Source organism: Allocatelliglobosispora scoriae (assembly GCF_014204945.1).
GTDB lineage: Bacteria > Actinomycetota > Actinomycetes > Mycobacteriales > Micromonosporaceae > Allocatelliglobosispora > Allocatelliglobosispora scoriae.
In genome coordinates this window covers 3,938,323-3,957,942 of record NZ_JACHMN010000002.1, presented here as the reverse complement: position 1 = coordinate 3,957,942, position 19,620 = coordinate 3,938,323, and the positions used below count along the sequence as shown (strand labels likewise).

Genomic DNA, 19,620 nt, shown 5'->3' with positions numbered 1-19,620 from the left:
TTTCATCAGCGTGGTGACCAGGCCGGGGGCCCCGCCGCCCACACACTCGTGTGGGAGCACAAGATGCAGACAGCGCAATTGATCGAATTGAAGATCGGCGGCATGACCTGCGCGACCTGCGCCGGTCGGGTCGAGAAGAAGCTCAACCGGATGCCGGGGGTCTCGGCGACGGTCAACTTCGCCACCGAGACCGCCTACGTCGAGCACCCCGCCGAGGTGAGCGTCGACGACCTCGTCGCGACGGTCGAGGCGACGGGCTACACAGCCGAGCCGCCGGCCGCCGAGAAGGCCGACGAGCCGGCCGAGAGCCGTGATCCGCTCGCCGTCCGGCTGCTGATCAGCGCAGCACTGAGCCTGCCGGTCCTGGTGCTGAGCATGGTTCCGGCCTGGCAGTTCACCAACTGGCAGTGGCTGGCGTTGACGCTCGCCGCCCCGGTGGTCGTCTGGGGCGCGTGGCCCTTCCACCGGGCCGCCCTGGTCAACGCCCGGCACGGCGTGGCGACGATGGACACGCTGATCAGCCTCGGCGTCATCGCCGCCTTCGGCTGGAGCCTCTACGCCCTCTTCCTCGGCGACGCCGGGACGGCCGGGATGCGGATGTCGATGACCTGGCTCGCCGGGTCGGTCACCGAAACCCATCTCTACCTCGAGGTCGCCACGACGCTGACCACCTTCCTGCTCGCGGGGCGCTGGTTCGAGCACCGGGCCAAGCGCCGGGCCGGATCGGCTCTGCGGGCGTTGCTGGAGCTCGGTGCGAAGGAGGCGGTGCTCGCCGACGGCCGACGGGTGCCGATCGAGTCGTTGCAGGTCGGCACTGTCTTCCAGGTGCTTCCCGGCGAGAAGGTCGCCACCGACGGCGAGGTCGTCGAGGGCAGCAGCGCCATCGACGCCGCGCTCCTCACCGGCGAGAGCGTGCCGATCGAGGTGACCGTCGGCGATCAGGTGGCCGGAGCGACCATCAACTCCGGCGGCCGGCTGCTCGTGCGGGCCACGAGGGTCGGCGCGCAGACGCAGCTGGCGCGGATGGCGAAGCTCGTCACCGAGGCGCAGTCCGGCAAGGCACCGGTGCAGCGGCTCGCCGACCGGGTCAGCGCGGTCTTCGTACCGACCGTGATCACGCTCGCCGTCGCCACCTTCGGCTTCTGGTGGGGCGGCACGGGCAACCTCACCGCCGCCTTCACCGCCGCCGTCGCGGTGCTCATCGTCGCCTGCCCGTGCGCGCTCGGGCTCGCGACACCGGTCGCGCTCCTCGTCGGTACGGGTCGGGGGGCGCAGCTCGGCGTGCTGATCAAGGGGCCGCAGGTGCTCGAATCCACCCGCCGGGTCGACACGGTGCTCCTCGACAAGACCGGCACCGTGACGAGCGGGCGGATGACCCTGATCGGCACTCCCGACGAGCACCTGCTGGTCATGGCGGCGAGCGTCGAGCAGCACAGCGAGCATCCGATCGCGCGGGCCGTCGTCGCCGCCGCACCCCGGCTGCTTCCGGTCACGGAGTTCCGCGCCCTGCCGGGGCTGGGTGCCGAAGGGCTCGTCGGCGGGGCGCGGGTCCTCGTCGGCCGGGCTTCGCTGCTGCGGGAGCGCGGGGTGGGCGTACCCGATGATGGTTTGGGGGGTATGGCCGTCGCGATCGACGGTGCCTTCGCCGGGCGGTTGGCGGTCGCCGACTCGGTGAAGCCGAGCTCGGCGGCGGCGATCGCCGCGCTGCGGGAACTGGGCCTGCGCCCGATCCTGCTGACCGGCGACGCGGAGGCGACCGCCCGCGCCGTCGCGGCCGAGGTCGGCATCGATGCGACCGACGTGATCGCGGAGGTCATGCCCGCCGACAAGGCCTCGGTGGTGAGCCGGCTCCAGGCCGACGGGCACGTCGTGGCGATGGTCGGTGACGGGGTCAACGACGCACCCGCCCTCGCCACCGCAGACCTGGGCCTGGCGATGGGGACCGGCACCGACGTGGCGATCGAGGCGGCCGACCTGACCCTGGTCCGCGGCGATCTGACCTCGGCGGCCGACGCGATCCGGCTCTCCCGGGCCACCCTGCGGACGATCAAGCAGAACCTGTTCTGGGCCTTCGCCTACAACGTGGCGATGCTGCCGCTGGCGGCGATGGGGCTGGTCACACCGGTGCTCGCGGGCCTGGCCATGGCGTTGTCCAGCATCTTCGTCGTCCTCAACAGCCTGCGGTTGTTCCGGTTCGCCGGGCTACCCGTGGCCGGTCGGGGTGCAAGGTCGTTGTAACTGCGTGTCGATAGCCCAGAAAGCAGCCCAATCGGGATATAAGGTTCTCGCACTTCTCGTGATCGGGCTCGTCGCGGTGCAAGCCCCGGCGAGCGCCGAGCCGGGTGATCCGAAGACCCCGGCGGAGCTCCGCCAGCGCATCACGACCTCATCGCACCAGCTGGAGGTCGTGGTCGAGCGATATAACCTGCTGCGCGACGACCTGCGCACCACGGTGGCGCAGATCGGGGTGCTCAAGCGGCAGTTCGCGCCGCTCCAGGCCAAGATCGGTGCACACCAGGAGCGGATCGGCGTGATCGCCTCGGCCGCATACATGGCGAGCGGGACCGCTCCGGTCAACGCGCTGCTGCGGGCCGACTCGGCGCACACGGTGATCAACAACCTGCTGGTCCTCGACTCGCTCGCCCGGGACCAGCACTCCGAGATCGCCTCGCTCGTCTACCTCCGCCACCAGTACGAGTCGGCGCAGCAAACCCTCGGCACCCTCATCGAGACCGGCCGGGAGCAGCAGAAACAGCTCGCGGCCGATCGGGCCCGCATCGAGGGCGACATCGCGCAGCTGCAACGCTGGCGCAACCTCTCCGTCGCGACCGGATCGGCCACCGTCACCCGCAAGGGCGACCTGCGGATCGGCTGGATCAAGCCCGAGGTCACCGGCGCGCAGGCGAAGGTGCTGGACTTCGCGCTGGCGCAGCTCGGCAAGAGCTACCGATTCGCCGCCGAGGGTCCCAACAGCTTCGACTGCTCGGGACTGGTCACGGCGGCGTTCAAGCTGGTGGGGGTGACCCTCCCGCATCATTCGGGCCGCCAGTTCGAGAAGGTCAAGAAGATCAAACGCAGCCAGCTCCGCGCGGGTGATCTCGTCTTCTACTACCGCGACCTGCACCATGTGGCGATCTACATCGGTGGCAACCGCATGATCCACGCGCCGAGCGAGGGCGAGAACGTCCGCGTGGACCTCGTCGACTATCAGCCCGTCGCCGGTTTCGGCCGGGTGCCGACCCCCGCCAGCCCGCCGGGGAAGAAGTAGACCGCGAGGATGAAGACGACCCCGAGCACGAAGAGGGGTTGGCGCAGCGGTCCGGGCAATCCCGTCGAGACATCGGTCAACCGGTGATCGAGGTAGGTGTAGAGCACGCCGCCGATGACCGGACCGACCCGGGTCGCCGGACCGCCGAGCACCACCATCACGAGCAGGCCGAGCGTCAGCTCCGACGAGGCGATGTGCGGTGACGCACCCCCGACGAGCAGCACGTAGACCGCGCCGCCGACCGCCGCCAGGAAGCCCGACAGGACGAAGGCGCCGAGCTTGAAGCGGTAGGGATCGAGCCCCAGGACTCCCACCCGGCGCTCGTCGTCGCGGATTCCGGCGAGGACGCGCCCGGTCGGCGAGGCGACGACCCGGCCGACCACGGCCGTCACGAAGACCAGGTAGGCCAGGGCCACCCAGTAGAGCTTGTAGGTGTTCTGTACGCCGAGGAAGAAGTCGGGCAGGCCGACGAGCGGCAACCCCTCCTCGCCGCCGGTCACCCCACCGGGGTCTCGCGCCACCAGCACGGCTCCCACCTGCGCAAAGGCGAGAGTCACCATGGAGAAGGCGATCCCGTGCACCCGCAGCGCCACCGCGCCGAGCGCCGCCGCGACGGTGGTGGCGAGCAGGACCGCCGCGATCGCCGCCTGCCACAGCGGCAGCCCCGCCTCGGTCAGGATCGCCGTGCCGTAGGCACCGCCCGCGACATAGAGGGCGTGGCCGAAGGAGAGCAGCCCTGTCCGGCCGAAGAGCAGGTCATAGCTGCTGGCGAGGCCGCCGAAGACGAGGCAGGTGGCGAGGATCTGCAGCACGCCGGTGGAGTTGAGCGGGCCGTCGAAGACACCGGGGATGGTCAGCCCGTTGAAGGGCAGCAGCGCCAGCACGATCACCACGCCGACCGGCCAGTATCGCTTGAGCAGCGTCGCGATCACGCGTTCCTTCGCCATCAGGCGTTCCTTCCCGTCAGGCCCGAGGGGCGGACCAGCAGCACCAGGGCGAGCAGCGCGATCACGCAGATCTCGCCGCTGCCGGCCGGGCCGTAGTAGTTCATGAACTGCTGGAGCACGCCGACGACGACCGCCGCCACGGCCGAACCCGTGATCGAACCCATCCCGCCGATCACCACCACGATGAAGGCGAAGATCAGCAACGACGTACCGCCGCCGGGCGAGACCGAGCCGAGGTAGACGCCCGAGAGCGCACCCGCGAGCCCCGCCGCCGCACCGCCGATCGCGAAGACCAGGGTGAACGCCTTGCGGACATCGATGCCGAGCGCCGTCACCATCTCCCGGTTCTCCACGCCGGCCCGGATGATCAGGCCGTAACGGGTCCAGCGCAGGAAGGCGAGCAGCCCGGCGAGCACGACCACGGCACCGGCGATCAGCATCAGCGAGGTCACCGGCACCTTCGCGCCGAGCACGTGCCAGACCGACTGGCTCCAGGCCGGTCGCGGGAACGCCAGCGGGTCCGGTCCCCAGATCGACTGCAGCAGCGCCACTCCCGCCAGCGACAGGCCCACGGTCACCAGAACCTGCGCGATGGTACGCGTATAGAGCGGCCGAATCATGACCAGCTCGACGAGTGCGGCGACCGCCGCAGCGGCTGCGACACCGAAGAGCGCCCCACCGGCGAACCCGAAGTGCGGCACCGCCCAGTAGGTCGCGTAGGCACCCACCGACAGGAACCAGCCGTGCGCGAAGTTGAGCACGTCGGCGAGGCCGAAGACGAGCGAGAGCCCGGACGCGATGAGGAAATAGAGACCGGCGAGCCCGAGCCCGGTGATGGTCAGCAGAACTATGGTGCTCATCCGTGGCTCCCCACGCCGAGGAGGGACTTGGTCAGCTCGGCATCGGCGAGCAGCTCGCGGGCGCCGCCCTGCCAGGCGACCTTCCCGGCGGCGAGCACCACGGCATCGGCGGCGAGCCGGCGCACCACGGCGAGGTTCTGCTCGACGAGCAGCACCGGCACCCGCTCGGCCACCCGGCCCAGCGCGTCGGCCACCTCGGTGACGACCTTCGGCGCGAGGCCCTTGGTCGGCTCGTCGATGAGGAGCAGGCGGTTCGTCACGAGCAGCACCCGGCCCAGCGCGAGCATCTGCTGCTGCCCGCCGCTGAGGGTGCCGGCCCGCTGCGCGGAGCGCTTCTTCAGCTCCGGGAAGAGGTCGAAGACGAGGTCGTAGTCGGCCGGGCCGCGTTCGGCGAGGCGCAGGTTCTCCGCCACGGTCAGCCCGCCGAAGACGCACCGGTCCTCGGGAACGTAGCCGATGCCCTTGCGGATGATCTCGTGCGTACGCCGCCCGAGGATCCGCTCACCGGCGAGGGTGACCGCGCCCGTGCCGGGGACCAGCCCGACGATCGCGCGCAGCGTGGTGGTCTTGCCGACGCCGTTGCGGCCCAGCAGCACCGTCACACCCGTCGGCGCGACAGCGAACGAGACCCCCTGCAGGATCCGCAGCCCGCTGAGGCTGACGTCGAGCCCGCTGACGTCGAGGATCGTCACAGCGCCTCCGTTCGTCACAGCGCCTCCGTTCGTCACGGCGCCTCCGTTCGTCACAGCGCCTCCCCCAGGTAGGCCTCTTGCACGGTCGGGTTCGCCATGACGGCTTCCGGCGTGTCGCAGGCGAGCAGTGAACCGTGGTGCATCACGGCGAGGCGGTCGGCGAGGCCGAGGATGACATCCATGTGGTGCTCCACCATGAGGACGGCGGCACCGGTGTGGCGGGTCAGCCCTCGGATCACTTCGACCAGGTCCGGTACGTCCTCCGACGCCACCCCGGCCATCGGCTCGTCGAGCAGCATCACGGTCGGCTCACCGGCGAGCAGCAGCGCGATCTCCAGCTTCCGCTTCTCGCCGTGCGCCAGCGTCCCCGCCAGCGCGTCACCCCGGCCGCTCAACCCGACGGTGGCGAGGTGCTGATCGGCGCGCTCCGTCACCTCGCGGAACGAACCGGCCCGGCGCCACAGCCGGAAGGACCCGCCGAGCTTCGCCTGTACGCCGAGGCGCACGTTCTCGCGTACGCTCAGCGCCCCGAAGACCGACGACGCCTGAAACGTGCGTCCCAGCCCGAGCTGCGCCCGCCGATGCGTGGCGAGCCCGCTGATGTCGGTCCCGTCCAGCAGCACCCGCCCGGCTGAGGCGCGCCGGGATCCGGTGATCAGGTTGAACAGCGAGGTCTTCCCAGCCCCGTTCGGCCCGATCACCCCGAGGAACTCCCCGCGATCAAGCCGCAGCGAAACGCCGTCGACGATGGCTATGTCCCCCACCCGCCAAGACAGCTCAACCACTTCCAACACGCGCCCAGCCCTCCTCTCCGCCCCGCCCGCCCCGCTCGCCCCTTTATTCGCGTTGATCAAGGGAAGACTCGCCGCATATCGGACACCCGAGATGGCGAGTCTTCCCTTGATCAACGGGAATTGCCGGTCCTTACTACTTCATCGCCACCGCGGGTGGGGCCGCCTCATCCGCGGTCAGCGCCTTCACCAGGGACGGGACGCCTTCGGTCAGCTTCACCTGGAACATCGGCTGCAGCAGGGCGTGGTCGGCGGCGCGGACCGTCAGTTTGCCCTTCACGCCGTCGAAGGAGTAGCCCTCCAGCGCTGTGATCATCTTCTCCACGTCGTCACCGCCCTCGGTGATGGCACGGACGATGAGCTGCGCGGCGGTGAAGCCGTCCGGGTGGAAGAGGTCCAGCGACCCGCCGGGGATCGCGGCCTTCGCCGCCGTCGCGACCGCGTTGGTCGCCGCGCCGTCGAAGTAGTGGCAGAGGAAGGAGATCTTGCCGCCGGCCGCACCGAAGACCTGGTAGGAGGCCTTCTGGTCGAGCCCGGTGACGACCGTGGTCGAGCCGAGCACACCCTGCTGGTCCAGTGCCTGCCACATCGTGGTCGCCGTCGTACCGGCCCAGGCCACGAAGACCAGGTCCGGCTTCGCCGTCATCACCTGGCTGGCGAAGGGCGTGAACTCCGTCGCCGTCGCCGGGACGAGAACGCTCGTGACCGTGGCGCCCGCACCGCCGATGACCGCCTTGACCGCCGCCTCGTTGGCCTTGCCGAACGCGCCGTCCTGGGCGAAGACCAGCACCTTCTTACCGGTGGGGTCGCCGATGAACGACTTCGCGGTCAGCACGTCCTGGTAGGACTGGCGACCGGAGCGGAACGTGTAGCGGTTGACCCCGGTGAGGCCGTCCGTCGCCGCGGCGCCCGAGATGAAGAGGACCTTGTTCTGCGCCGCGAGCGGGGCCACCTGCAGGCCGACACCCGACGCCGTCGACCCGGCGAGGATCTTGACGCCCTTGCCGATCAGGTCCTTTGCCGCCGAGACCGCCTTCGCCGGGTCACCCGCGTCGTCGGCCTGGGTGACCTCGACGGTCCGCCCGTTGACCTTGCCGGTGCCGCCGGTCGCGTAGGCGAGACCTGCGGTGAACCCCTCCATGTACTGCTTGCCGTAGCTCGCGAGCGGCCCAGACTGGGAGTAGACCAGACCGACCTTGACCGGAGCCTTCTCGTCACCCGACTGTTCACCCGTCGGGCTTGAACAACCCACCGCCGCCACCGCGACCATCATGAGGGCGGCGCCGGTCAGCGACCGCCTCGTCATCCCTGCGCTCATCGCATCTCCTGTGTCATAGCTGTTGCGCGATGACGCTAGGAGCCCGTGAGCCAGGTCACTATGTGGCCGGACACCATAACTTTGATGTCAGGTGTGTTACAGCATCGAGAGGTGGACGTGGTTGGTGTGCTCGCCGGCCGGGCCGCCCTTGCCGCTGTAGTTGTGCCAGCCCACCGCAGGGGTCCAGATCCGTCTATACCAGATCACGTAGAGCACGCCGAGCCTGCTCGCGTTCTTGATGTAGAACGACGCCAGCCTGTCCCCGTAGATCCGCTCGTCACCGGTCGCGTTGGCGTTCTCGAAGCCGTTGAAGACCGTGGACCAGTCGCAGGCGCGGCCCTTGGGGTGCTCGTAGGGACCGCCGGGGCGATAGCACGAGACGAACCGGTTGAAGAGCTTCTTACCCGTGATCGGGTCCTTCGCCGCCAGGGTCTCGGTCAGCGCGTTCATGGTGCGCGGAGTGATACGGCCGGAGGTCGTCGGGTCGTTGACGGTGGCGCTCTCCCGGGGCCAGCTCCCGTCGGAGTTGCGCTTCGCGGCCTTCGCCACCGGGGAGTTGGGGTCCACCCAGCCGGTCGCCTTGCGGCCACCGGCGGTGGAGAGGGCGAGCTCGGTCGCCTTGCGCCGCTTCTCCATCTCGGCCGCCTGGGACGCCTGCTTCTTGACCTCGATATCGATCTGGCTCTTCGCCTCGGCCATCTCGGCCTGCGCGCGGACGAGCCGGCTCAGCGCGATGTTCTGGCGCTGGGTCATCGTCTCCAACATCATGGCGCGGCCGAGGAAGGCGTCGGGTGAGTTGCTCGCGAGCAGCGCACCCACGGTGCCGAGCCGACCGGTCTGATAGGCGATGCCGGCGATGTCGCCGACCTCCTTGCGCAGCGGTCCCAGCTCCGCCTCCACCATGCGCAGCTTCACCGCGAGGTCGAGTTGCTTGCGCCGGGACGCGTCGAGCGCCGCCTCGGCCTCCAGGAAGCCGGTGGAAGCAGCCTCCAGGTTCTGCATCAGCGTTAACGGGTGATCCTCGGCCGGCGCCGTCGTGTCAGGTTCGGCGCCGGCCGCGGTCGGGGTCACCACGGCCAAGGAGAGCGCAGCAAGCACTGCGATGGCGAGCGTCAGCCATCGTCGGAGGGGTGCCGACGGCGTCACGGATGGGGTCCTTCCCTAGGCCGCCGCACAGCGTACCCGAGCGAAAGCGTCGATCGGCAGTCCCAGAACTCCATCGATATCGCTACGGAGAGTGAAAACCTCAGGCGAGAAGCGCCTGTCGCACCTGGTCGTAGACCTCCTCGTCCCGGGCGATCAGCAATCCTTGACCACTCTCGGTCATGTTGTAATCATCGCCACTAAAGCGCCGGACGACGCCGCCGGCTTCGCGGACGACGAGGGTCCCCGGCACGTGATCCCACGGCAGCACCCGCCAGAACATGGCGAATTGCTGCACGTCACGCACCACATCGGGATACTCCCGCGCCGCGCAGTGGTGGCCGGGCAGCAGCTCCCCCAGGCTCGCCGCACCCTCCTGCACGCGGGCACGAAGCTCGGGCGGCAGGAAGCGGCTCAACACCGAGCCGCGAAGTTCCGAGGTGGGTACGGGCACAGTCGCCATCGTGACCCGCTCCCCGTTGATGAAGGCACCGGAACCCGACTCCGCCATCGACATGAGCCCGGCGATCGGCTCGAAGATGACGGCGAGCCGCGGCTGTCCCGCCTGGACGAGGGCGACCATCAGTGCGAAGGGTTCCCGACCGGCCGCGAAGTTGGCGGTGCCGTCGATGGGGTCGATCACCCAGATCGGCTCCGGCCCCTGCAGCAGGTCCAGTACCGCCGGATCCGCGGAGACCGACTCCTCGCCGACGACGAGCGAACCGGGAAGCAGGTCGGTGAGGCGCAGGGCGAGCACCCGCTCGGATTCCCGATCCGCGACGGTCACCAGCTCCCCCGGTGCCTTCTCCTCGATCTCCCCCGCCTCGAGTGCCCGGAACTTCGGCACCACAACGGTCGCCGCTACCTCGCGTACGATGGATTCAACCCGATCAAGCACAGTTTGTCCCCTAACGCCATATGATCACGACCATGATCGGTCACCGTCTCGCCCGGACATTCTCCGCGCTCATGCTCGCGCTCGGCCTCGCCGGTTCCGTCGTCCTCGCGGGCTGCTCCGGTGAGGGTGCGACCGCCACCTGCGACGGCACGACCTCGTGCACGGTCACCTTCGAGCGCAAGGCCGACCCGACGACGATCAACATCCTCGGCCTCACGATCTCACTGCAGAGCGCCACGGAGAACTCGATCACACTGAAGGTCGGCGACCAGGAGATCACCCTCGACAAGGGAGCGAGCACCAGCATCGCCGGGCTGACCGTCTCCGTTGACGAGATCACCGATACCCAGGTGATCGTAAAGGCCACCCGTAACTGATCACGGGCCCCGGCCACGACCGGGTGAAGAACGTGAGAAGTCGGCGGCGTGGCGGGTGTGCCGATGTGGCATCAGAGCGTACGGTATCGGGTGAGTGCTGACGCATGATCGAAGTCGGCGTCGCTCCGACACGAAGCGGACGGGAGGAAAGCGATGCGGCCTGTGCGGTTCGTCGCCCTCTCCGAAGACGGCCAGGCTCTCGTGCTTGCTGACGAGGTCGGTCGTCTCCTCGCCCTGCCCATCGACGAACGGATCTCCGGCGCGCTCGGCTCCGACCGGATGACCAATACGGCGACGCTGACGGTCGCCGCCGGCCAGATCGATCCCAGCGTCGTGCTCTCACCGCGTGACATCCAGTCGCGGATCCGCGGTGGCGAGAGCGCCGACGACGTCGCCCGCATCGCGGGTGTGCCGGTCGATCGCGTGCTGCGCTATGCCGGACCGGTGCTGCAGGAGCGGGCGATGCTCGCTCAGCACGCGCGCCGGACCCGGCTGCGCACCTCCGACCGTGGCGCCTCGCTCGCCGAGGTCGTCGACGCGCGCCTCGCCCAGCACGGCATCGACACCGAGAAGATCTCCTGGGACGCGTTCCGCCGTGAGGACGGCACGTGGCGCATCGTCGCGACGTGGCCGAGCGGCAAGGCGACCGCCCAGGCGATCTGGGAGCTCGACAAGGCCCGCCAGTCGGTGACGCCCCACGACGACATGGCGCAGTATCTCTGCGCCGATCGCGCCCAGGCACCCGAGCCCGCCCCCGCGCGGGGCGAGCCGGCCCGTGGCGGGCACGGGCTGCCCGCACCTGCCGACGCGAGCCGCCGACCCAGCCGCGACCCGATCCGTTCGGGCCGCGACGCGCTGGTCGCCGCGCTCGACCGGCCGCTGGGCAACGGCCCGGGCCGCGGGCTCGACGCCACCACCGATGCACCGCGCCGCGCGCTCAGCGGTGGTGCGGCGGCGATGATCGGTGGTCAGGGTTCGGCCTTCGACGACGAGCCCGACGCGCCCAAGGAGATCCCGGCCGTGCCGTCGCTCGCGGTGCTGCGCCCGCGCCGCACCACGACGACCGAGACCGGCGACAAGCCGCGCAAGCGCCTGCCGAGCTGGGACGACGTTCTCTTCGGCGGCGCACCCGCCGCCCGCGAGAGCAGCTGAGCACCCGCTCCAGCTCGCCAACCAAGATCGCCGCAACTCTTCAAGAGTTGCGGCGTTTTGGTGTCACCTAAAAGACGCAACTCTTCAAGAGTTGGTCCTGAAACGTGGGTCAGGCGGCGAGGGGGAGGACGGTGAGCTGCTCGTAGCGCGGCTCGGGGTCCAGGTGGCTGCGGACCAGGACGAGCTCGTCGACCGTCCAGGATGGACCGGCGTGCGCGCCGAGCTTCGCCAGGTCGGACTCGACCTCGGCGGAGGTGAGCTGATCACCGGGTCGACCGAGGGTGAGGTGCGGGCGGAACGGCTTCGGGTCGGTCGGCAGCCCGGCCCGCTTGAGCTGGGTGCTCACCGCCGACGCGAGCGAGGTCAGCGAGGCGACGTCACCGTGCAGCCCGGCCCACAGGACCGTGGACGCGCCCTGGTTGAACCGTCCGCCGCCGGAGAGCCGGAGCGTCGGCAGCGCCGCCCGCTCGACCCGCCAGGAGGCGAGGGCCTTCTCCAGAGCCTCGGTGACATCGGGCAGCCGGTCGTCGTCGACCTCGCCGAGGAAGGCGACGGTCACATGCCAGTGCTCGACCGGGCTGAGCTTCACATGGGCGCCCTCGGCGGCACGCCGGCCGAGGGCCAGCGTCTCGACGAGCGACGACAGATCGGCGGCGAGCTCCTGGGGCGGATAGACCGCGACGAAGAGCCTCATCGGATGCGCATTCCGGCGTCGATCAATTCACCCTCGATTCGGACAATTTCGATCTCGTGGTCAATGTCGTCCAGCTCGGCGAGGTGCTCGGTGATGCCGAGGGCACGGCAGGCCTCGCGGAGCCGAAGGTCATAGGCATGGTCGACGGGGCTCCGCCGCTCGTCGTCGCGGGCGCCGATGGCGAGCCGCTCGGCGCGCAGTCGGCGGATCTCCTCCGCCACCTGCTCGAAGGGGAGCGCCACGACCTCGGGCTCCGGCTCGGGCTCCGCGACGGGCGCGCTGCGCGCACCCGGGAGCACCCGCAGCAGGCCGGACGCGCTGGAACGCAGGGCGGCCGGGATCGCATGCCAGCCGCCGGGCGAGGTGTCGTCGGCCGACGAACTGCTCGCCGAGACCATCGCGAGGAGCTGGCTCACCGGCGGGAAGCTCTGCCGGGGCTGCCCGAACGAACGCTCCAGCCGACCCAGCACCCGCTGCTCGCTCCACCGCTCGCGACGTCGCCGCACGGAGGCGCGGAACGCCTCGATGGCTTCGTCGGCGCAGATCACCGCAGCGATGGCGCAGGGGAGCGTGACCAGCGCGATCAGCGCGAGTGCCAGCTCCAGGGCCCGGATCACCTCCACGTCAACAGAGCTTAATCAGGAAGTGAAGTGATCGCTACGAATTTGCGACTGTCTCTCATAGACTGTCCTTACTGCGTCGCAACGCGGAGCAACCGGCGCAAGCGGCCCACCACGTCACGATCGCCATCGATGTCGACAACCCAGTCGTCGGCCCGCCGCCAGAGCCACCGGAGCATCGCCTCGGGGTCCGCGCGCACGACGGCCGCCGCCGGTGCGAGCCCGTCACCGCTCGCCGCCTCGGTCACCACGATCGCGCCGGGACCGAGCGTGACGAGCCACGCGGCGGTCCCCGTGTCGAGGCCCACGACGCTGCCGTCCAGATCGGCCTGGGAGTCGGCGTAATCTTCCGCCCACTCCGTCGAGCTGAACGCCAGGAAGCTGTGCAGCACCTCGTCGATGCCGTCCACGGCGAGGTCGGCCGGCACGGGCTGGGACTCGACGCCCGCCGCCAGCTCGGCGTCGATGCGGTGGATCACGGTCTCCTGCGCCATCCGGCGGATCCAGAAGCCGACGGTCTGGTCGGGAGTGAACCAGGTGACCGCGTGGTCGGCCGGTGAGCGCTGCTCGAACTGGGCGAGCATCTCGGCGTAGGTCCGGGCGAGGAAGACCGCCTCCGGCTCACCTGACGGCTCCGGCGGCCACGACCGCGGCCGGGCACCCAGCCGCATCGACTCGGCCTTGTGCAGATAGACGTGGGCCACGTGGTCGACGAGGTCGCCCTGCGTCCACTCCGGACAGGTCGGCACCTTGGCGGTGAGGTCGCCGTCGGCGAGTTCGCGCAGGCGGCGGAAGTCGGCGTCGAGGCACGCCAGCAGTGATTGCGTCTCCATACCCGTCACCCAACCAGCCGGGTCCGACATTACGAGGCAGCCGCGACGAGGACCCGCTCGGGGACGGGCGCCGGGGTGACGTAGAGGCGGGGCGTCGGGCGTACCTGGAGATGGAGCTTGTCGCCGGCGTGGCGCAACTGCCAGGCGAGCGCGACCAGCGCGGCGGCGAGCGAGACCGCACCGCCCAGCCAGATGCTGGCCGACGCACCGACGTGCTCGGCGACCCAGCCGATGACCGGCGCGGAGATCGGCGCGGTGCCGAGGAAGACCAGGACGTAGAGCGACATGACCCGGCCGCGGAAGGCCGCGTCGGTGCCGAGCTGTACGCGCTGGTTGGAGGCCTGGGCGAAGAGCACCATGAAGAAGCCGGTGATCACGAGCAGCCCGACCACCACCCAGTAGGAGGTGGCGATGCCGACGATGATCTCGAAGGCGCTGAAGGCGATCGCCGCGCCGAGCAGCAGGTAGACCGACGGGCGGCCCTTACGCAGGGTGCCGGCGAGCGCTCCGCCGAGTGCCCCGATCGCCAGGGCCGTGGTGAAGAGGCCGAAGGCGGCGGCACCGGTGTTGAAGACGGTCCTGGCGAGCGCGGCGAGGGTGAGCTGGAAGTTGAAGCCGGCGAAGCCGATGACGCCCATCAGGATCAGTGGCAGCCGCAGGTCCGGACGGCGCCAGACATAGGTGATGCCGTCGAGGATGCGGGCGTCGACGCGGTCGTCACCGGTACGCAGATCGGCCCGGTAGAGCTCGTCCGGGCGCAGCCGCACCAGGCCGATCAGGGTGCAGGCCGAGACGACGGCGCTGATCACGAAGATCGGACCCATGCCGAGCAGCGCGATGCCGACACCGGCGATGGCGGGGCCGACGATCCGGGCGGTGTTGAAGGCCGCGGCCGAGAGCGACAGCGCGTTGGGCAGCAGCGGGGTGCCGACCAGTTCGCTGACGAAGGCCTGGCGGACCGGGGTCTCGATCGCCTGGGCGATGCCCATGAGCAGGGCGAAGAGGTAGACGTGCCAGAGCACGGCGCCACCGGAGGCGACGAGGATCGCGAAGATGATCGCCAGCCCCGACCAGAGGCCGTTGGCGAAGAGCAGGATCTTGCGCTTGTCGTAGCGGTCGGCGAGGCGGCCACCCGGCAGGGTGAGCAGGGCGGCGGGCACGAACTGCAGGGCCATCACGATGCCGAGAGCCGTGGCGCTGTCATTGGTGAGGTGCAGGACCAGCCAGTCCTGCGCGATCACCATCATCCACGTACCGATGAGCTTGATGAGCTGGTTGGTGGCGAAGAGGCGGTAGTTGCGCACCTGTAGTGACCTGAACATGGCCTTCACCGCTTCTTGCCTCCGCTGCGTCTCGTCTTCTCAGCGGACGGAGGTGCTCAGCCTCGCGCGATCCGTCCCAGGATCGACGCGGCGCTCGTGAGAACGCCGCGTTCCTCCGGGGTCAGCTCGGCGAGGCGAGCGGCCAGCCATTCATCGCGTAACCGTTCGAACTGATCGTGGATCTCGCGCCCGACATCGGTCGCGGACAGGATGACCTGCCGCCCGTCGGTCGGGTGCGGGGTGCGCTGGACCAGGCCGCGCTCCTCCAGCTTCGCCACGATCTTGGTCATCGTGGGTGGCTGGACGCGCTCGACGTCAGCGAGCTCGCGAGGCGTCATTGCCCCGGCGAGCTCCAGGCTGGCGAGTGCGCTGAGCTGGGTAACCGTGAGATCGCCGACCGGGCGGGCCTGTCGGACCCGCCGGTTGAGCCGGAGGATGGCATCCCGAAGCGAGACTGCGAGCTCTGTCGCGGTCGTTTCCTCAGCCATCACCGGCAACTCCGTCACGATACTTAGGTTAGCTAATAAGCCTGGCTAATGAAAGGGCAATACGGGCCACAGGCCCCTTACGCTTAGTTGATCACTGCTTCGATCGCGCCGCGGGCGAAATAGACGACGAACAGAGCTGAGACAACCCAGAGCAGCGTCGGCACCTCGCGCGCCTTGCCACGCACCAGCTTAATCAGGGTGTACGCGATGACGCCCGCGCCGATGCCGTTGGAGATGGAGTACGTGAACGGCATGATCACGATCGCCAGGAAGGCCGGGATCGCGATCTCGTAGTCCGCCCAGTCGATGAGCTTGATGCTGCTCATCATCAGGAACCCGACGACGACCAGCGCCACCGAGGCCGCCTCGAAGGGCACGACGAGCACCAGCGGCGCCACGAACATCGCCAGCAGGAACAGCGCGCCCGTCACCAGGTTGGCGACACCGGTCCGGGCACCCTCGGCGACCCCCGACGCGCTCTCGATGTAAGAGGTGTTGCTCGACACACTCGCCGCCCCGCCGGCCGCCGCCGCCACCGAGTCGACGAGCAGGATCTCCCGCGTCCGCGGCGGCATCCCGTCCGGGCCGATGAGACCGCCCTCGGGACCCGCCTGCTGCCCGACCGCGACCATGGTGCCCATCGTGTCGAAGAAGTCCGTCAGCAGCAGCGTGAAGACGAACATCACCGCGACGATGAAGCCGGCCTCCTGCCACGAGCCCAGCAGGCTGAACTTGCCGAGCAGGGAGAGATCGGGCAGGTCGAAGACCTTGTCGGGCCACGACGGCACGTTGAGGCTCCACCCCGCAGGCTTCGATCCGCCCAGCGACGACCCCACCTTGGCGAAGGCCTCGACGATGATCGCCAGCACCGTGGAGACCGCGATGCCGATGAGGATCGCCGCCTTGACCTTCCGGACCACCAGCACGATCGTGAAGAGCAGGCCCAGCACGAAGACGAGGCCCGGCCAGGTGATGATCCGGCCGCCGACGCCCAGCCCGATCGGCGGACCGCTCGACTGCATGGTGCTGCGGACGAACCCGGCGTCCACGAAACCGATCACGGTCAGGAAGAGGCCGATGCCGACCCCGATCGCGATCTTCAACTGTGCCGGGACGCTGTGGAAGATCTTCTCCCGCAGCCCGGTCAGGACGAGCACGCCGATGATGAGGCCCTCGATGACGACGAGGCCCATCGCATCGGCCCACGTCATCTTCGGCGCGATCTCGTAGGCGACCATCGCATTGACCCCGAGGCCCGCGGCGAGCGCCAGGGGGAAGCGGGCCAGCGTACCCATCAGGATGGTCATCAGGCCCGCGACCAGCGCGGTCGCGGCAGCAACCGCGACCGGATCGAGCGTCGCGCCGAACTTGTCCTTGCCGCCGCCGAGGATGAGCGGATTGAGCACCACGATGTAAGCCATCGTGAAGAAGGTGGCCAAGCCACCACGAACTTCGCGGGACAACGTTGAGCCGCGAGCACTGATCTCGAAGTAACCGTCGAGTGTCATCGCCATGCGCCGCATGTTGACACAGATCCTTATGCAACGAAAGCAGATCCCCGCTGTGCGGCGTGGCTACCCATGGGGAAGAATGTCCATGTGACCAGGACTGCCGCCCGTTCCGCTCGTCTCGACCAGGCATGTGCAGATGCGGTGGATGTCGCGCGCGCTGCGATCACCGCTGCGGACGACGATCAGGTCGGCGACCACCTCGAGGTGATCGCCGAAGGCGAGCGCCTCGTCACCCACCACTTCACCTGCGGTCTCGCCGGCTATCGGGGCTGGCTGTGGGCCGTCACGGTGACCCGTGCGCCCCGCTCCAAGCAGGTCACCGTCTGCGAGACGGTCCTGCTCCCCGGCTCCGACGCGCTGCTCGCGCCGGGTTGGCTGCCGTGGGAGGAGCGCCTGCGCCCCGGCGACCTCGGCATCGGCGACCTGCTCCCCACCGCGCCCGACGACGAGCGGCTGACGCAGGGCTACCTGCTCTCCGACGACCCCGGTGTCGACGACGAGACCTGGGAGCTCGGCCTCGGCCGCCCCCGGGTGATGAGCAAGGAGGGCCGCGAGGACACCGCCGCCCGGTGGTATGAGGGCGATCACGGCCCCAACGCGCCCATCGCCGAGGCCGCGCCGCGCACCGCGCGCTGCGTCTCGTGCGGGTTCATGCTGATGATGGCCGGTTCCATGCGCCAGGCCTTCGGCGTCTGCGGCAACGTCTACGCCCCCGACGACGGCCGGGTCGTCTCGCTCGACCACGGCTGCGGCGCGCACTCCGAGATCTTCATGGACGTCGTGCCGCCCGTCGAGGAGCTCCCGACGATCTACGACGACAACGCGGTCGAGTCGGTCTGAGCGTCCCGCGACCGCCGGATGCGGCGGTTGCGGTCGTGCACGACCATCAGGCCGAGGCCCGGCAGAGCGACGACGAAGCCCGCCACGCAGATCCAGATCCAGCTCGTGGGGGCGTCGGCGAGCCAGCAGACGAGCCCGGCCAGCACCCAGATCGCCATGCCGCCCAGCACGAACGGCACCATGGGCGGATCGAGCGGCTTCACCTCAGGCATTTGCTCCCCAGACACGCCCACAGACTACCTGCCGGTTGGCTAGTGCCGCCGCCACTTGTTGATCACCCGTTGGCTGGCGCCTTGATCGCACCTTCTTGGGGGAAAACGGTGTGATCAAGCTGCTTGATCACACCGTTTTCCCCCAAGAAGGTGCGATCTTCGAGGGGTCGGGCGGCGTGGCGGGGAACCCGTTAGGAAGATCGGTCAGGCGTCGCGTAGACTCGCTTACCGTTGCCGCCTTAGCTCAGTCGGTAGAGCGTCTCACTCGTAATGAGAAGGTCAACGGTTCGATTCCGTTAGGCGGCTCCACAACGAAAGGCCCCAGCTCACGCTGGGGCCTTTCGTCATGCCGGGCCTACTGGGTGGCGACGAGTTCGGCCCTGGCGGCTTCCTCCTCCTGTTTGCGCAGGATGCCGTCGCGGCCGTCGTACGCGAGGAACTTGGGCAGTGCCGCCGCCAACGCCACGGTGCCGATGATGCAGAGCACGCCGCCCCAGACGACGGACCCGCCGATGCCGACGAACCTCGCCATGCCGCCACTGCGTACGCCGCCGAGCAGCGGTCCCGTCGTGTAGGAGATCATCTCGATCCCGGCGAGCCGTCCGCGCAGGTGGTCGGGGATGGTCTGGTTCCAGATCGTCGAGCGGAAGATACCGGAGATCATGTCGGCGGCCCCGGCGAGCAGCAGTCCCACGATGGCGAGCCAGAGCGAGTGGGAGAGCCCGAAGACGATGATCCCGACGCCCCACAGGCCCGCCGCGATGATCACCGCGAGGCCGTGCCGGTGGATCCGCTTGGTCCAGCCCGAGGTGAGCGTGGCGAGCATCGACCCGGCGCTCGGTGCGGCGTAGAGCAGGCCCAGCACGGCAGGTCCGCCGAGCTTCTGGGCGAAGAAGGGGTAGAGGGCCTGCGGCATGCCGAAGAACATCGCGTTGATGTCGACGAGATAGGTCCCCATCAGCTCGGGGCGGTTCTTGGCGTACCGGAGACCGGTCATGACACTGCGCAACGACGGCCTGTCGGCTGCCTCCGGGGGTGGGACCGCCTTCATCAGGGCCAGGCAGGCGAGGCCGACGGCGAAGGTCGCGAGGTCGATGCCGTAGACCCAGCCGAGACCGGGTCCGGCGCCGAAGACCGCGATGAGCAGCCCGGCCGCCGCCGGGGCGCCGAGCGAGGCGATCTGCATCCGGAACGAGTTGAGCGCGCTCGCCGCGGGAATGTCCTCCATCGGGACGAGGCGCGGGGTGAGCCCTTCGAGTGCGGGCCGCTGCAGCCCGTCGATCGCCGCCGAGAGCGCCGCGACGACGAAGAGGAGCCAGAGCTGCGGCTTGCCGAGGATGGCGTTGAGGAGCAGGAAGCCGGTCATCGCCATCTGTGCGATCTCGCCGCCGACGACGAGGATGCGCCGGTCGACATAGTCGGCGAGGGCACCGCCGACGAAGGCCATGAAGAGCAGCGGAACGAGTTCGCAGACCCCGATGAGCCCGACCATGAGCGGGTTGTCGGTGATCTTCGCGACCTGAAACGGAATGGTGATATATGTAATGAACGACCCGAAGCTCGAGACCGAGAGCGCGATGAAGAGCAATCGGAAGTCCCGGTAGCGCTTCAGGGGGCTCAGGTCCATGGCGAATCGTCTGCTCACAGGCGCGAT

General features: G+C 69.3%; 20 protein-coding genes and 1 tRNA gene. 6 read left to right on the top strand and 15 right to left on the bottom strand.

The features are described from left to right. Window positions 1–63 precede the first annotated feature (63 nt). Together F4553_RS23625 and F4553_RS23620 are read left to right on the top strand one after the other, a co-directional pair. Window positions 64–2,238, top strand: coding sequence for a heavy metal translocating P-type ATPase (locus tag F4553_RS23625; protein WP_184839367.1), 2,175 nt, complete (start codon window positions 64–66; stop codon window positions 2,236–2,238). 58 nt (window positions 2,239–2,296) lie between these two features. Next, a complete protein-coding gene (locus F4553_RS23620) occupies window positions 2,297–3,268 on the top strand; it encodes a C40 family peptidase (protein ID WP_184839365.1) in 972 nt (323 codons plus the stop codon). On the opposite strand, the gene F4553_RS23615 is transcribed toward F4553_RS23620, so the two are convergent. From F4553_RS23615 to F4553_RS23585, 7 genes are all read right to left on the bottom strand, one after another. Next, window positions 3,208–4,215: a branched-chain amino acid ABC transporter permease gene (locus F4553_RS23615; protein WP_184839363.1), complete on the bottom strand. Its 1,008-nt coding sequence runs from the start codon at window positions 4,213–4,215 to the stop codon at window positions 3,208–3,210. The two genes, F4553_RS23620 and F4553_RS23615, sit on opposite strands and share 61 nt — an antisense overlap. After that, the gene (locus F4553_RS23610; protein ID WP_184839361.1) at window positions 4,215–5,075 is read right to left on the bottom strand and encodes a branched-chain amino acid ABC transporter permease; all 861 of its coding nucleotides are present in this window, start codon (window positions 5,073–5,075) and stop codon (window positions 4,215–4,217) included. The genes F4553_RS23615 and F4553_RS23610 overlap by 1 nt, the downstream gene beginning before the upstream one ends. Then, the gene (locus F4553_RS23605) at window positions 5,072–5,767 is read right to left on the bottom strand and encodes an ABC transporter ATP-binding protein (protein WP_184839359.1); all 696 of its coding nucleotides are present in this window, start codon (window positions 5,765–5,767) and stop codon (window positions 5,072–5,074) included. Before F4553_RS23605 ends, F4553_RS23610 begins: the two co-directional genes overlap by 4 nt. 50 nt (window positions 5,768–5,817) lie before the next feature. Next, window positions 5,818–6,561, bottom strand: a complete 744-nt coding sequence (locus tag F4553_RS23600; RefSeq protein ID WP_184839357.1) for an ABC transporter ATP-binding protein — start codon at window positions 6,559–6,561, stop codon at window positions 5,818–5,820. A 133-nt stretch (window positions 6,562–6,694) separates the two neighbouring features. Next, window positions 6,695–7,876, bottom strand: coding sequence for a substrate-binding domain-containing protein (locus tag F4553_RS23595; protein WP_184839356.1), 1,182 nt, complete (start codon window positions 7,874–7,876; stop codon window positions 6,695–6,697). Between the two features lie 96 nt (window positions 7,877–7,972). Next, window positions 7,973–8,878, bottom strand: coding sequence for a coiled-coil domain-containing protein (locus F4553_RS23590; RefSeq protein ID WP_246466494.1), 906 nt, complete (start codon window positions 8,876–8,878; stop codon window positions 7,973–7,975). Between the two features lie 244 nt (window positions 8,879–9,122). Continuing rightward, entirely contained in the window at window positions 9,123–9,917 is a 795-nt protein-coding gene (locus F4553_RS23585; protein ID WP_184839354.1) for an inositol monophosphatase family protein, read from the bottom strand. Between the two features lie 32 nt (window positions 9,918–9,949). On the opposite strand from F4553_RS23585, the gene F4553_RS23580 reads away from it, so the two are divergent. Both F4553_RS23580 and sepH read left to right on the top strand, forming a co-directional pair. Then, a complete protein-coding gene (locus F4553_RS23580) occupies window positions 9,950–10,294 on the top strand; it encodes a hypothetical protein (protein WP_184839352.1) in 345 nt (114 codons plus the stop codon). A 153-nt stretch (window positions 10,295–10,447) separates the two neighbouring features. After that, window positions 10,448–11,446, top strand: a complete 999-nt coding sequence (gene sepH, locus F4553_RS23575; RefSeq protein ID WP_184839350.1) for a septation protein SepH — start codon at window positions 10,448–10,450, stop codon at window positions 11,444–11,446. A 109-nt stretch (window positions 11,447–11,555) separates the two neighbouring features. Here the strand turns inward: sepH and thpR are convergent, their stop codons facing one another. The 6 genes from thpR to F4553_RS23545 form a co-directional block, all read right to left on the bottom strand. Beyond that, complete coding sequence (gene thpR, locus F4553_RS23570; RefSeq protein WP_184839348.1) at window positions 11,556–12,140, bottom strand: RNA 2',3'-cyclic phosphodiesterase; 585 nt, start codon at window positions 12,138–12,140, stop codon at window positions 11,556–11,558. Next, window positions 12,137–12,763, bottom strand: a complete 627-nt coding sequence (locus tag F4553_RS23565) for a hypothetical protein (RefSeq protein WP_184839346.1) — start codon at window positions 12,761–12,763, stop codon at window positions 12,137–12,139. Before F4553_RS23565 ends, thpR begins: the two co-directional genes overlap by 4 nt. 68 nt (window positions 12,764–12,831) lie before the next feature. Further along, entirely contained in the window at window positions 12,832–13,593 is a 762-nt protein-coding gene (locus F4553_RS23560) for a maleylpyruvate isomerase family mycothiol-dependent enzyme (protein WP_184839344.1), read from the bottom strand. Window positions 13,594–13,622: 29 nt separating this feature from the next. Further along, window positions 13,623–14,915 (bottom strand): MFS transporter, encoded by a 1,293-nt coding sequence (locus F4553_RS23555; protein ID WP_184839343.1) that lies wholly within the window; start codon window positions 14,913–14,915, stop codon window positions 13,623–13,625. 56 nt (window positions 14,916–14,971) lie between these two features. After that, on the bottom strand, window positions 14,972–15,421 hold the full coding sequence (locus F4553_RS23550; RefSeq protein ID WP_376776245.1) for a MarR family transcriptional regulator: 450 nt from the start codon (window positions 15,419–15,421) through the stop codon (window positions 14,972–14,974). A gap of 65 nt (window positions 15,422–15,486) precedes the next feature. After that, window positions 15,487–16,917 carry an NCS2 family permease gene (locus F4553_RS23545; protein ID WP_184839341.1) on the bottom strand — a complete coding sequence of 477 codons (1,431 nt, stop codon included), beginning with the start codon at window positions 16,915–16,917 and terminating at the stop codon, window positions 15,487–15,489. Between the two features lie 66 nt (window positions 16,918–16,983). Here F4553_RS23545 and F4553_RS23540 point away from each other — a divergent pair, with 66 nt between their 5' ends. Then, entirely contained in the window at window positions 16,984–17,754 is a 771-nt protein-coding gene (locus F4553_RS23540; protein WP_184839339.1) for a DUF3027 domain-containing protein, read from the top strand. Here the strand turns inward: F4553_RS23540 and F4553_RS23535 are convergent. Further along, window positions 17,724–17,981, bottom strand: coding sequence for a DUF2530 domain-containing protein (locus tag F4553_RS23535; RefSeq protein ID WP_184839337.1), 258 nt, complete (start codon window positions 17,979–17,981; stop codon window positions 17,724–17,726). The genes F4553_RS23540 and F4553_RS23535 overlap by 31 nt on opposite strands. 218 nt (window positions 17,982–18,199) lie before the next feature. Between F4553_RS23535 and F4553_RS23530 the strand changes: the two genes are divergently transcribed. Then, window positions 18,200–18,275 (top strand) — tRNA-Thr (locus tag F4553_RS23530). A gap of 46 nt (window positions 18,276–18,321) precedes the next feature. Here F4553_RS23530 and F4553_RS23525 read toward each other — a convergent pair. Continuing rightward, window positions 18,322–19,611 carry an MFS transporter gene (locus tag F4553_RS23525; RefSeq protein ID WP_312875323.1) on the bottom strand — a complete coding sequence of 430 codons (1,290 nt, stop codon included), beginning with the start codon at window positions 19,609–19,611 and terminating at the stop codon, window positions 18,322–18,324. Window positions 19,612–19,620: the final 9 nt, after the last annotated feature.